The sequence below is a fragment of the Salinimicrobium aquimaris genome, from assembly GCF_035607535.1.
GTDB lineage: Bacteria > Bacteroidota > Bacteroidia > Flavobacteriales > Flavobacteriaceae > Salinimicrobium.
Window position 1 is genome coordinate 62471 of sequence record NZ_JAYDZX010000002.1, and the last position, 13433, is coordinate 75903.

A 13433-nucleotide genomic window follows, 5' to 3' on the forward strand; every position below is an offset into this window, starting at 1 on the left:
AAATGTACAAGAAAAATTTCGAGATAAGATGGAGTGATATCGACGCAAACCGTCATTTAGCCAACACCGCCTACATCAACTTTATGAGTCATACCCGAATGGGTTTTTTAATGGAGAGCGGGTTTGGTCATAAAGAAATGGCCGAGCACAACCTGGGACCCGTAGTTTTCTATGAACATATCACTTATTTTAGGGAAGTATTTGCAGGTAAACCTGTAACGGTTACCTTGAAGCTAAAAGGGCTGAGTGAAGATGGCATGTACTTCGAATTCATCCATGACTTCTACGACTACAAGGGCCGCAATTTTGCGAGCTGTGAAATGATGGGTGCCTGGATCGATCTTAAGGAGCGCAAACTACGAGGTCTACCGCCTGAGCTTTTTGCAAAGCTGGATCATCTTGAACACACCGAGAATTTTAAAATGCTCACCAAAGAGGATACGAGGAGGTACGGGAAAAAACCTAAGGATATCGACCCGGCTAAGTTGTAGGCTTCGGTTTTCTCGTGACCATATAGACTCCTGCAAACACAAGCAGGGCGGCGGTGATCTTTAGCAGGTTTAGATGATCTGCACCGGTAGAAACTGCATAGGCAATGGCGATTAGTGGCTGCAGGTAAACAAAGGCACTAATAGTAGAGGCACTCAGCTGTTTTAAGGCATAAACATTCAGAAGATAAGTTAAGAATGTGGTGCCGAAGACAACAAAGCTCATTCCCAGGATCGCTTCTGTAGGAAGACTTTTCCATTCGACCTCAGTAAATTCCCCTATGGTAAAAGGAAAGTTCACGATCACAGCCATTCCAAAAAGCCATTTCATTAAAGTAAATGGATGATATTTTGAGGTAAGCGGCTTGACCAGGATGAGGTAAAGACCGTAAGAAGTTGCGTTTACCAGAACCAACAGATTTCCAAGCGGAATGTTTGGCGCATTCATGACATGGCTGCTGCTAAAAATAATCAGTCCCAGTGCTCCGGCCAAACCGGTGATAATTCCCAGAGTTTTGAGGAAGGTTACCCGTTCCTTTATGAGTATCGCGGCAAGGACTAGAACTATAATGGGTGTTATTGTGGTGATCACCGAGCTGTTGATGGGAGTGGTAAGACTAAGACCTTTGAAGAAAAAAAGCATGTTGATACACATTCCCAGGATGGTACAACCAAACAAACGCGGCCAGTCACTGGTCGCGATTTTTTCTTTTGGTCCTAAAAAGCTGATCAACCAGAAGAGAATTGCGGCACCTGTAACTCTTAATAAAATAAACCCAAAGGGTTCGATGTATGTCGGCATCAATCCTTTTGCCACCGTGTGGTTGATTCCATAGATAGTACCTGCGCCAATGGCTGCGAGAATTGCCAGCAGCCGCTTATTCACCTAGTGAAGCTTTTGCTGCGGCGACCTCTTTTTTAGAATTGCCAATAAAGATCTGTTGACCATTGACGATTACCGGCCGCTTTAGAAAGGTGTAATGTTCTAGAAGGAGAGTTTTGTAATCTTCTTCTGAAAGCTGTTTGTTCTTTAGATCACGTTCCTTATACAACCTTGCCCTCTTGTTAAAAAGAGCTCCATATGTACCGGCTCTGTGCTTAAGTTCCTGCAGTTGATCAATAGTGAGAGGTTCTTCCTTGATGTTCTGTAGTTCGAAAGAGGCAGGAGGATCGAGTTCCTTCAGGATCCTTTTACAGGTATCACAAGTTGATAAATAATAGATCTTTTTCATGCGGTAAAATTATTCAATCCTTATGAATGACCGCACTTCTTCCAGCGGAATTTCCAAAACAATATCACCGGCCGCATAGGGGGCAATCTCATAGGAGTTGTAGACAAGCACAACATTCCCTTCGGAAAAACCAATGTTTTCGGGCAGGCTGAAGGTTTCGTTTTCAAACCAGAAGCCCGTACTATTAATATTATCCCCTTCCGGAATTTCCTCTTGCTGCCTGAATTTCTGTTCGGCAAAGACTGTAAAATCCTCTTCAAAAATGTCATTTTTGGAGAGAATTTCTCCAGATTGGGGATTGAAGTTGAGGAAGGTGAGGGTTTTATAACCATGCGCTCCTCCGCTGAAGATCTCTGTAATGATCTTGACTGAAATCAGGCTATCAGATCTAAAAGAGACCTGTTCATTGACATAAGCTTCCCATGGTGGTTCTTCAGAAAAATTTTCGGCAGCTTCGCGGTAATCGGTCAGGAACTTTTCTGCCAGGGAATCAAGTGTATTTATCTGTGGATCTTCCTCGCTGGAAATAAGTTTGATGATATGCTCATCCAGGGTCCGGTTGATTTGGTTCGCCACGCCCTTAGTTCCCGCAGCTCTCACCACGTCGAGAGCAATTATTGTACAGTCATAATCTGCTGTATCGCAATTTTCGCCTGCTTTTTTAATGAGGCTTTCCTTTTCAAATCTTAATGCTGCGGAAATTTTTTCTTCTTCTTTGTCTTTCTTGCATCCTGAAAAAATGATAAGGAGGAGCAACAAACGAGAAATCTTGAAGGACATAAATGGCGAGTGTTAAACTGATCTGAAAGGTACGGGCTATTTTGAGAAAGCACAAAGCGAATACTACTTTTGTATCTTAAAGAAAGACTAAAGTATGAAGTTCAATACGAGGACCATCCATGGAGGTCAGGAGAATACAGATCCTGCTTATGGATCTGTGATGCCGCCCATTTATCAAACCAGCACATATAAACAATCCACTCCCGGAGGCCACAAAGGTTTTGAGTATTCCCGAAGTGCAAATCCCACCCGGGCAGCGCTTGAAAGATCTCTTGCGAGTCTGGAGAATGGAAAATACGGGTTGGCCTTTGGATCGGGACTGGCAGCTATAGATGCAGTGCTTAAATTGTTCAAATCCGGTGATGAAATAATTTCTACCGGGGACCTTTATGGCGGTTCCTATAGGTTGTTTACAAAGATCTTTGAGAACTTCGGGATCAAATTTCATCTTGTGAATATGCAGAACGCCGGTGATGTTGAGCAGTATATCAATGAAAATACAAAGTTGATCTGGGTTGAGACTCCCACCAATCCAATGATGAATATCATAGATCTTGCAGCTATGTCCCGCATAGCTAAAAAGCACAATTTATTACTGGCTGTGGATAACACTTTTGCCACTCCATATTTACAACAGCCTTTAGAACTGGGAGCCGATATTGTGATGCACAGTGCAACTAAGTACCTTGGCGGGCATAGTGATGTGGTGTTGGGCGGACTGGTGGTAAAAGATAAGGAGTTGGCTGAAAAGCTTTACTTCATACAAAAATCCAGTGGTGCTGTTTGTGGTCCTCAGGATAGTTTTCTCGTGTTACGGGGAATAAAGACCCTGCACCTTCGCATGCAACGGCATTGTGAGAACGGGGAAGTAATTGCCCGGTTCCTTAAAGGTCATCCCAAAGTAGGAAAGGTTTATTGGCCAGGATTCGAGGATCACCCAAACCACGATATTGCCCAAAATCAAATGAATGGCTTTGGCGGCATGATCTCCTTCACAACTGCTGAAGGAACTCTGGAAAGCGCCGTAAAGCTTGTGGAAAAGCTGAAGATTTTCACCCTGGCCGAATCTCTTGGAGGAGTAGAATCTCTCGCAGGACATCCCGCCACCATGACTCATGCTTCAATTCCAAAGGAAGAAAGACTTAGAACGGGAATTGTGGATTCTCTGATAAGGTTAAGCGTAGGGATCGAAGACGGTGAGGACCTAGTAAATGACCTGAAACAGGCTTTGGAATAGGTTATCAAAAAGGGGTTTTTAAATAATAATTTCGGCAGTATTTTACAAACTACAAACTACAAACTACAATCTACAGTCTACCGTCTATCGACGACCGTCTACCGACTAATTCAAAAATTCAGATAATAGATATAGCCAAAGTTCAGCCAGAACATCATATCGTTAAATTTGTTTTGTGGATTGTCATGGTCGAGACCGTCCAGCCAATCTGTGTCATAGTATCTCCACTGCAGGTTCATTACGAGATCGCTAAAGATATTCAGTTTATATCTCATTCCTGCGCCGGCAACTATAGACCAGGTGGAACCGGCTTCCTGATCGACATAACCCCTAAAGGTATGGAATAGATTATCTTCTAGGGGTCCAAGCGTGGAGTAGGTGTGAGGATCGTATCCTACAAAGTTAAAACCAAGGCTTACATATGGTGCAATGGGATAGGCGAACGCGGTGTAGTCCCGAATGCTAAGAGGGTAATATTCAAGGTGAGCTCCAATTTCATATACTTTTACCTCGCCTATCATGCCGCGCAATTGTCTTCCACTTTCACTGTCCCGCCTGGCAAGTTCTCCAAAATGATTTAGGCTTCCTTCATGATAATCCACTTCTGCCCTTATCCTAAAGTGGTCGTTAAAATAGGTGTAGCGGGCGTAACAATCGCAATCTGCCTTGTATGCAAAATTGAGGTAATAGACCAGACCAATTCCGCGACCTACATTCGAAGAATTGGTTTCCATATTGTAGCGCAAACCGTAATCTGTGTAATAAGCTACCGGGCCGGCTACAATACCAATCTCTTGACCCACCATTCCAACCTGTGCGGCAGCGTTTCCTTTTCCGAGAAAAAAAAGCAGGAAACCCAGGGTCAAAGATTTGAAAATGTTGGCCATATGCAAAAGTCGCGTCTTAGCAAATATATAAAAACATACCTAAGATTCTTGGAATTATGGGGCTTTCAGAAATTCATTAATTATAAAAGGAATAACAAAAAATATAAGGCTCTCTTTTGCAGATAACGTATATTTGCACCGATTCGTGAAAACGTTTTCGTTAATTATAATTTTAGCCAAACCATGGAAAAAAATGTACAAGAATTCCTGGATAGCGTTTCAAAAAGGAATAGTAATGAACCTGAGTTTCTACAGGCGGTTCATGAGGTTGCAGAAACTGTGATTCCATTTATTGAAAAGAATAAAAAATATCAAAATAAGAAGTTGCTGGAGCGTATGGTGGAGCCAGAGCGTGTGATCATGTTCAGGGTGCCATGGATCGATGACCAGGGCGAGGTTCAGGTGAACCGTGGATTTAGAATTCAGATGAATTCTGCCATCGGGCCTTACAAAGGTGGATTGCGTTTCCACCCTTCTGTTAACCTTTCGATCTTGAAATTCCTCGCTTTCGAGCAGGTTTTCAAGAATAGTTTGACAACCCTGCCCATGGGCGGTGGTAAAGGAGGATCTGATTTTGATCCAAAAGGAAAATCAGATAATGAAGTGATGAAATTCTGCCAAAGCTTTATGACCGAGCTTCAACGTCACATAGGACCTAATACCGATGTGCCTGCTGGTGATATTGGAGTAGGTGGTCGGGAAGTAGGTTATATGTACGGGCAGTACAAAAGACTTCGCAATGAATTCACCGGAGTACTTACCGGAAAAGGTCTCTCTTACGGGGGATCTTTGATACGCCCTGAAGCTACTGGTTACGGGAACGTTTACTTTGCGGAAAACATGCTGAAGACCAAAGGTGATTCCATAAAAGGAAAAGTCGTTGTGGTTTCAGGTTCCGGAAACGTTGCCCAGTACGCAGCCGAAAAAGCCACGCAGTTAGGTGGTAAAGTTGTCACCATGTCCGATTCTTCAGGATATATCTATGACGAGACCGGAATTGATGCCGGTAAGCTCGAATTCATCATGGATCTTAAGAACGTGAAGAGAGGAAGGATCAAAGAATATCTTGATCAATATCCCGATGCTAAATATTTTGAAGGTAAAACTCCGTGGGATGTGAAGTGTGATATCGCTCTTCCATGTGCCACTCAAAATGAGCTGCACGAAGAAGATGCGAGAACGCTTGTGAACAATGGTTGTAAGCTGGTGGGCGAAGGTGCTAACATGCCTTGTACACCCGAAGCTATTGCTGTATTCCAGGAAGCGAAAATACTTTTCTCTCCGGGGAAAGCTTCAAATGCGGGGGGAGTTGCGACTTCAGGCCTTGAGATGTCTCAAAACTCTTTGAGGTTCAACTGGACTTCAGAAGAAGTGGATTCCAAGCTTAAGCAGATCATGAACGACATTCACAACCAGTGTGTGAAGTACGGTACCGAAGAAGACGGATATGTGGATTACGTGAAAGGAGCCAACATCGCCGGATTCGTAAAAGTTGCCGATGCAATGTTAGCACAGGGAGTTGTATAAATTCTTTTGAAAATAATTTCCGGAAAAGCCGCTTTTTGCGGCTTTTTCTTTTTTTCGCTTACATTTATTGCTTCGGAAGAATACCTGCTAAAAATACCTTTTTTGAGAGGTCATCCTTCTGAAACATTACTGCTCAAAAATGCCATTTTTGGAAGGCAATGTTTTCAGCAGAAAAACACGCCCTTTTAATGTTGATCAAAACAAAAGCCATTGTTTTTAGTGCTCTCAAATATGGAGAAGCCGATCTTATCGTAAAGTGCTTTACCCAAAAGAGCGGCTTAAAAACTTACCTGCTTCGGGGAGTATTAAAATCCAAAAAAGGGAAGATCAAAGCTTCTCTTTTTCAGCCTCTAACACAGGTGGAAATAGTAGCTAACCACAAGGACAAAGGGACTCTGGAATATATGAAAGAGGCCAAACTGGTGAATGTTTATCAAAGCCTGCACACCAACATCGTAAAATCTACAGTGGTCATGTTCCTTTCTGAAGTGTTGCGGAATGCTGTTAAAGAGGAAGAGGCCAATCCTGCGCTATATGACTATCTTGAGGTGAGCCTGGAATGGTTCGATACCCATGAAAAAACAGTGAATTTCCATTTGCTTTTTCTGCTGAAGCTTACCCGTTATCTCGGATTCTATCCCGATGATTCTCAATTTGATGCGCCGGTATTCAATCTTGTCGATGGCACGTTTCAGGAAAGAGAAACCAATCCAGACTGCATAAACGATGAAAATGTTGTGCTTTTGCAGCAATTGTTGGGCACAGACTTTGATGAACTATCTGCCATAAAACTGAACCAGGCGACCCGGTCGGGATTCCTGCTAATGCTTTTAAAATATTTTGAGATCCACCTGCAAGGGTTTCACAAACCAAAATCTCTAATGGTCTTGAACGAAATTTTCAGTTAATGCGATTTATTTTATTCCTTGCCTTGATCCTGGTGTTCTGGAGTTCTTCGGCACAGGAGATCACTGTTTATGATGAGGAGACCCGGCAGCCCATTTTTAATGTGGCGATCTACAATAAAGATAAATCAAAGCATCTGCTTACAGGTTTTGATGGAGAAGCAGATATTTCTATTTTTTCACCTTCAGAAGTAATCTTTTTCAGGCATATTTCTCACGTCGAATTTCATGCCACCAGGAGCCAGATCCTTCGGCAGGGGCCTAAAGTTTACATGAAACCGACAAATAATGAACTTACAGAGGTTGTCGTTTCGGTTTCCAAATTCCGACAAGACAGGAATCAGGTACCTCAAAAAGTTGTCACCATAAACCAAAAGGATATACTCACTTCGAGTCCGCAAACTTCAGCAGACCTGTTGGAGAGCACGGGCCAGGTTTATGTGCAAAAAAGTCAGTTGGGAGGCGGTAGCCCAATGATAAGGGGATTTGCAACCAACAGGCTATTGATCACAGTTGATGGGGTACGTATGAATACGGCCATTTTTAGAGGAGGGAACGTTCAGAATGTAATTTCCATAGACCCGCTTTCGGTGGAGAGGACGGAGGTTGTTCTTGGCCCCGGCTCTATTATTTATGGGAGTGATGCTGTAGGGGGAGTGATCAATTTTTATACGCTTAGCCCCGCATTTTCAGTAGTAAAAGGCGGGAATTTCTCAGGTCGGGCTTATACCCGCTATGCAACCGCAAACGATGAAAAGACAGGCCATTTCAACGTGGCGTACGGCAGCAGGGAATGGGCTTTTTTAACCTCGGCTTCGTATTCAGATTTTGGAGATATGCGCATGGGAAGCGATGGCCCTGAAGAATATTTGCGACCTGAATATGTTGTGAGGAGAAACGGCCGTGACTATATGGTTGAGAACGAGGATCCCGAGGTGCAGAAACCAACGGGATACGAACAGCTTAATTTACTTCAAAAGGTGAGATTTAAACCTACAGAGGAATATGACTTTTCTCTAGGACTGCTTTATTCCACGACTTCAGATTTTCCCCGATATGACCGGCTTTACCGCAAGAGGGACGGAGTTCTTAGGGCAGCCGAATGGTATTACGGGCCTCAGGAGTGGCTGCAGACCAATTTTCAGCTCAACAAGGTGGGAAATGGAAGGTTCTACAATGATGCGAAGTTAACAGCAGCCTATCAATATTTTGAGGAGAGCAGGAATGACCGCAATTTTGGAGAGGAGATCCTTTATCAAACCCGCGAACAAGTAGATGCTTACTCTGTAAATCTGGATTTTGAGAAGAAATTCAAGACAAAGACGCTGTTTTATGGAGGGGAATACGTCTACAACAAAGTGAATTCAACAGGTGCCGAAAGGAACATTGTTTCAGGCGTGGTTAATCCCGGGACGTCCAGGTATCCCGATGATGCTACCTGGCAATCTCTTGCCTCGTATGCTAATCTACAATGGGAATTTGGTGAGGATTTGACCCTGCAAACCGGGGCGAGATACAATTATATCCTTTTGGATGCTGCTTTTGATGAAGAGATCTACGATTATCTTTTTTCTGATGCCAATCTTAGTACGGGCGCTCTTACCGGAAGTGCAGGATTAAACTGGCAGCAAAATAACGTTTTAGGATGGCAACTGAATTTTTCAACAGCATTTAGAGCGCCTAATATTGATGACGTGGGAAAGATCTTTGATTCGGCACCCGGCCTGGTGGTTGTTCCAAACCCCAATCTCAAACCTGAAAAAGCCTACAATGCCGAGCTGGGAGTGCGGCTAAATTTTGATCGGGTGGTGCAGGTGGACCTGGCGGGATACTATACAATGCTGGAAGATGCATTGGTGCGCAGGGATTTTACTCTTAATGGTGAAACTGTTATTGAATATCACGGGGAACCAAGTAGAGTACAGGCAATTCAAAATTCGGCGATGGCACGGGTCTATGGCTTTGAAGCCGGGGCAAAGGTCTTTTTTACAGATAACCTGAAACTCATCACTCAGGCCAGTCTTACCGAAGGAGAGGAAGAACAGGAGGACGGCTCGACAGCACCATTAAGACATGCTGCACCGTTTTTTGGTAATGCGCATTTAGTCTGGGAAAACGATATACTTCGGTTTGACCTTTTTGCTGAATACAATGGAGAAATAAGTGCAGAAGAGTTGGCCCCTTCCGAAAGGGACAAAGATTACCTTTATGCCATAGATGAAAATGGAAATCCATACGCGCCCGAATGGTACACAATAAACTTTTCTTCGCAGTACCAACTGGGGAAGATGTGGTTGATCACCGCAAGCCTCGAAAATATTGCCGATAAAAGATATCGCACCTACTCCTCGGGGGTTGCCGCAGCAGGGCGGAATTTTATTGTAGCCCTGCAGTACAGTTTCTAAGCTTCAGAAAGTAAAATGATTAGAGGTGAGAATTATCAGGCTGCTATCAGGTTTTCCCTTTTTAAACCTTTCTATTTACTAAAAATCGTTATTTTCGCGCAACTATTTTGAAAGAACAAAATGATGAGCGCAAAGTTCCCTGAATATAAAGGACTTGACCTGCCAAAAGTGGCTGAAGAAATTCTGCATTTTTGGAAGGAAAATGATGTTTTTGAGAAGAGTGTTACTTCACGCGATGGAAAAGAGCCTTTTATCTTTTTTGAAGGTCCTCCATCTGCGAACGGACTTCCGGGAATCCACCATGTGATGGCGCGCGCCATTAAAGATATTTTTTGCCGTTTCAAGACCCAAAAAGGTTACCAGGTCAAGAGAAAAGCTGGTTGGGATACTCATGGCTTGCCAATTGAGCTGGGAGTAGAGAAGGAGCTGGGTATTACCAAAGAAGATATTGGCAAGAAGATCAGTGTTGAAGAATACAATGAAGCCTGTAAGAATGCGGTAATGCGCTACACCGATGTGTGGAACGACCTCACAGAGAAGATGGGGTATTGGGTAGATATGGATGATCCATATATCACCTATAAGTCGAAATACATGGAAACTGTATGGTGGCTGCTATCCCAGATCTATAAAAAAGGCCTCATCTATAAAGGCTACACAATACAACCTTACTCGCCAAAAGCGGGAACGGGGCTTAGTTCTCACGAGCTGAATCAACCGGGGACCTATCAGGACGTCACCGATACTACCGTTACAGCTATGTTCAAGGCAAAAAAAGAAACTTTACCCAAATTTCTTTCAGAGATTGAGGGGGAGATCTTTTTTATAGCATGGACAACCACACCATGGACACTTCCTTCCAACACAGCTTTAACTGTTGGTCCCAAGATTGAATATGTAACTGTAAAAACTTACAATCAATACACTTTTGAACCAATTACAGTAGTAGTTGCTAAAGAACTGGCCGAAAAGCAGTTCGATAAGAAGTTCCAGAAAGTGGAATCTGAAGAGGCTTTACAAGCTTATAAACAGGGAGACAAAAAAATCCCATTTTTGACAGGTGAGTCTTTCCGTGGAAAGGAACTGGAGAATGTGAAATATGAGCAACTCCTACCTTACGTACAGCCGTATGAGCATCCCGAAAATGCCTTTAGGGTTATCCTTGGGGACTTCGTAACTACCGAAGATGGTACCGGAATTGTTCATACTTCCCCAACCTTTGGTGCAGATGATGCTATGGTTGCCAAACAGGCAAAACCTGAAGTGCCGCCGCTACTGGTTAAAGATGAGAATGGGAACCTTGTTCCGCTTGTGGATCTACAGGGGAAATTCAGACCAGAGCTTGGAGAGTTCGGCGGAAAGTACGTCAAGAATGAATACTATGATGAAGGCGAAGCACCCGAGAAATCGGTTGATGTTGAACTTGCCATCAAGCTAAAGGAAGAGAATCGTGCCTTCAAAGTAGAAAAATACGTTCACAGTTATCCAAACTGCTGGAGAACAGACAGACCAATATTATATTATCCACTTGATTCCTGGTTCATTAAAATAACAGAGGTCAAGGACCGCATGTATGAATTGAATCAGCAGATCAACTGGAAACCAAAATCTACCGGGGAAGGAAGATTTGGTAACTGGCTTGCAAATGCCAATGACTGGAACCTTTCCAGATCGAGATACTGGGGAATTCCGTTGCCAATTTGGAGAACTGAAGACGGAAAGGAAGAAAAGATCATAGGGTCTATCGAAGAGCTGAAAGAAGAGATGAAAAAATCTGTAGAAGCCGGTTTTATGGAAGCCGATCTTTTTGCAGAATTTGAGCCGGGGAATTTCAGCGATGAAAACTATGATAAGGTGGACCTGCATAAGAATGTGGTTGACGGGATCGTGCTGGTTTCAGTTTCCGGAAAGCCGATGAAGCGGGAGGCCGATCTCATTGACGTTTGGTTCGATTCGGGTTCCATGCCTTATTCGCAGTGGCATTATCCTTTTGAAAATGCCGAAAAAGTTGAAAACACCTGGCGAAAAGCCGATTTCATAGCCGAGGGCGTTGACCAGACCAGGGGCTGGTTCTATACCTTGCACGCTATAGCAACCATGACCTTTGACGATGTAGCTTATAAGAACGTGGTTTCAAACGGTCTTGTTCTTGACAAGAACGGGCAGAAGATGTCCAAACGTCTTGGAAATGCCGTAGATCCTTTTGAAACTCTTGCTGCCTTTGGTCCCGATGCTACCCGCTGGTACATGATCTCCAATGCGAACCCATGGGATAACCTGAAGTTTGACATTGAAGGAATTTCAGAAATAAGACGCAAGTTCTTCGGAACACTTTATAATACATATTCCTTCTTCTCTCTTTACGCAAACATCGACAACTTCACCTATGCTGAAGCCGATGTGCCTCTTGAGAAAAGACCTGAAATTGATCGTTGGATCCTTTCAGAATTGCACACGCTTATAGAGAACGTAGATAAATTCTATGCCGATTATGAGCCCACCAAAGCGACTAGGGCAATTTCAGAATTTGTTCAGGAAAACCTGAGTAACTGGTATGTGAGATTATGTCGCAGAAGGTTTTGGAAAGGCGAGTATGGTACAGATAAAATATCTGCATACCAAACCCTTTACACCTGTCTTGAAACAGTAGCTAAATTGGGAGCACCTGTAGCGCCTTTCTTTATGGACAGGCTTTATAAGGATCTAAATATAGCTACCCAAAAAGAGGAATATGAGTCGGTACACTTAGCTTATTTCCCAGAAGCCGATTCAGCTTATGTAGATAAAAAGCTGGAGCGTCAAATGCAAAAGGCGCAAACCGTTTCTTCTTTGGTGCTTTCACTAAGGAAAAAAGAGATGATAAAAGTGCGGCAGCCTTTGCAGCGCGTGATGATCCCGGTGCTCGATGAACAACAGAGAAATGAGATCGCAGCAGTTGCCGATCTTATCAAATCTGAAGTTAATGTCAAGGAGTTGGAGTTGATCGATGACGCGTCGGGTATTTTGGTTAAAAGTATCAAGCCAAACTTCAAGGTACTTGGGCCGCGTTTTGGGAAGGAAATGAAGGAGATCGCCCGTAAAATAAACGAGTTCAGTGCAGAAGACATTCAGAAAATAGAACGGGACGGCGAAATTCAGGTTGAGATTAATGGGAATTTGCTTACATTAGAGATCGGGGATGTGGAGATCACTTCCCAGGATATTGAAGGATGGTTGGTTGCTAACTCCGGAAATATTACTGTTGCTTTGGATATCACCATTTCAGATGACCTCAAAAAAGAGGGAATTGCAAGGGAATTGGTGAACCGTATTCAGAACATACGTAAGGATTCCGGCTTTGAAGTGACTGACAAAATAGATGTGACCCTACAAAAGGACGGCAATGTCGAGGAGGCTGTTCAACAAAATATTGAATATATAAAAACCGAAACCCTCACTGCAAATCTCGACTTAGCAGAAGAAGTGAACAACGGGCTGGAAGTTTCTTTTGATGAAGTGACCACAAGGTTGTTAATTAAAAAACATTAAGAACTATGTCAACAGAAGTTAAAGAACGCTACAGCGACGCAGAGCTGGCGGAATTCAGGACATTGATCCTTGCCAAGATCGAAAAGGCTAAGGAGCAGCTGGAACTCTACAAGAGCGCCTACATGAATGACGGAAACAATGGTACAGATGACACCTCTCCTACGTTCAAGGCTTTTGAAGAAGGCAGCGAAACAATGAGTAAAGAGGCGAACTCGCAATTGGCGATACGCCAGGAAAAATTTATTCGTGATCTTAAAAATGCTCTAGTGCGCATTGAAAGCAAAACTTATGGGATTTGTAGGGTTACTGGTAAACTAATCGCAAAGGAGCGCCTAAAACTGGTTCCTCATGCTACCTTAAGCATTGAGGCCAAGAACATGCAGCGCTAAAAGAAACCACTCAAAAAAGAGAAACGCTCCTGCCTATTAGGTTTGGAGCGTTTTT

The 13433-nt window shown here is 43.3% G+C and carries 11 protein-coding genes; 7 read left to right on the forward strand and 4 right to left on the reverse strand.

Features of this window, described 5'->3' with window-relative positions; translation table 11 throughout:
• The first annotated feature begins 2 nt into the window (after positions 1 to 2).
• Complete coding sequence (locus tag VR862_RS04170) at positions 3 to 491, forward strand: acyl-CoA thioesterase (protein ID WP_324719706.1); 489 nt, start codon at positions 3 to 5, stop codon at positions 489 to 491.
• On the opposite strand, the gene VR862_RS04175 is transcribed toward VR862_RS04170, so the two are convergent.
• From VR862_RS04175 to VR862_RS04185, 3 genes are read right to left on the reverse strand one after another with little or no spacing between them, the layout of a single operon-like run.
• The gene (locus VR862_RS04175) at positions 481 to 1374 is read right to left on the reverse strand and encodes a DMT family transporter (protein WP_324719707.1); all 894 of its coding nucleotides are present in this window, start codon (positions 1372 to 1374) and stop codon (positions 481 to 483) included. The genes VR862_RS04170 and VR862_RS04175 overlap by 11 nt on opposite strands.
• Complete coding sequence (locus VR862_RS04180) at positions 1367 to 1720, reverse strand: arsenate reductase family protein (protein ID WP_324719708.1); 354 nt, start codon at positions 1718 to 1720, stop codon at positions 1367 to 1369. Before VR862_RS04180 ends, VR862_RS04175 begins: the two co-directional genes overlap by 8 nt.
• 9 nt (positions 1721 to 1729) lie before the next feature.
• On the reverse strand, positions 1730 to 2500 hold the full coding sequence (locus VR862_RS04185) for a DUF3298 and DUF4163 domain-containing protein (protein ID WP_324719709.1): 771 nt from the start codon (positions 2498 to 2500) through the stop codon (positions 1730 to 1732).
• A gap of 94 nt (positions 2501 to 2594) precedes the next feature.
• Here VR862_RS04185 and VR862_RS04190 point away from each other — a divergent pair, with 94 nt between their 5' ends.
• Positions 2595 to 3737, forward strand: a complete 1143-nt coding sequence (locus VR862_RS04190; RefSeq protein ID WP_324719710.1) for a cystathionine gamma-synthase — start codon at positions 2595 to 2597, stop codon at positions 3735 to 3737.
• A gap of 110 nt (positions 3738 to 3847) precedes the next feature.
• Here VR862_RS04190 and VR862_RS04195 read toward each other — a convergent pair whose 3' ends face one another.
• On the reverse strand, positions 3848 to 4624 hold the full coding sequence (locus VR862_RS04195) for a THC0290_0291 family protein (protein WP_324719711.1): 777 nt from the start codon (positions 4622 to 4624) through the stop codon (positions 3848 to 3850).
• A 183-nt stretch (positions 4625 to 4807) separates the two neighbouring features.
• On the opposite strand from VR862_RS04195, the gene gdhA reads away from it, so the two are divergent.
• The 5 genes from gdhA (at position 4808) to VR862_RS04220 (ending at position 13378) form a co-directional block, all read left to right on the forward strand.
• Positions 4808 to 6151: an NADP-specific glutamate dehydrogenase gene (gdhA, locus tag VR862_RS04200; RefSeq protein ID WP_324719712.1), complete on the forward strand. Its 1344-nt coding sequence runs from the start codon at positions 4808 to 4810 to the stop codon at positions 6149 to 6151.
• 188 nt (positions 6152 to 6339) lie between these two features.
• The gene (gene recO, locus VR862_RS04205; protein WP_324719713.1) at positions 6340 to 7059 is read left to right on the forward strand and encodes a DNA repair protein RecO; all 720 of its coding nucleotides are present in this window, start codon (positions 6340 to 6342) and stop codon (positions 7057 to 7059) included.
• Positions 7059 to 9461: a TonB-dependent receptor gene (locus VR862_RS04210; RefSeq protein ID WP_324719714.1), complete on the forward strand. Its 2403-nt coding sequence runs from the start codon at positions 7059 to 7061 to the stop codon at positions 9459 to 9461. Before recO ends, VR862_RS04210 begins: the two co-directional genes overlap by 1 nt.
• Positions 9462 to 9584: 123 nt before the next feature.
• Positions 9585 to 12989: an isoleucine--tRNA ligase gene (ileS, locus tag VR862_RS04215; RefSeq protein ID WP_324720093.1), complete on the forward strand. Its 3405-nt coding sequence runs from the start codon at positions 9585 to 9587 to the stop codon at positions 12987 to 12989.
• Positions 12990 to 12994: 5 nt separating this feature from the next.
• The gene (locus tag VR862_RS04220) at positions 12995 to 13378 is read left to right on the forward strand and encodes a TraR/DksA family transcriptional regulator (RefSeq protein ID WP_097054928.1); all 384 of its coding nucleotides are present in this window, start codon (positions 12995 to 12997) and stop codon (positions 13376 to 13378) included.
• Positions 13379 to 13433 lie beyond the last annotated feature (55 nt).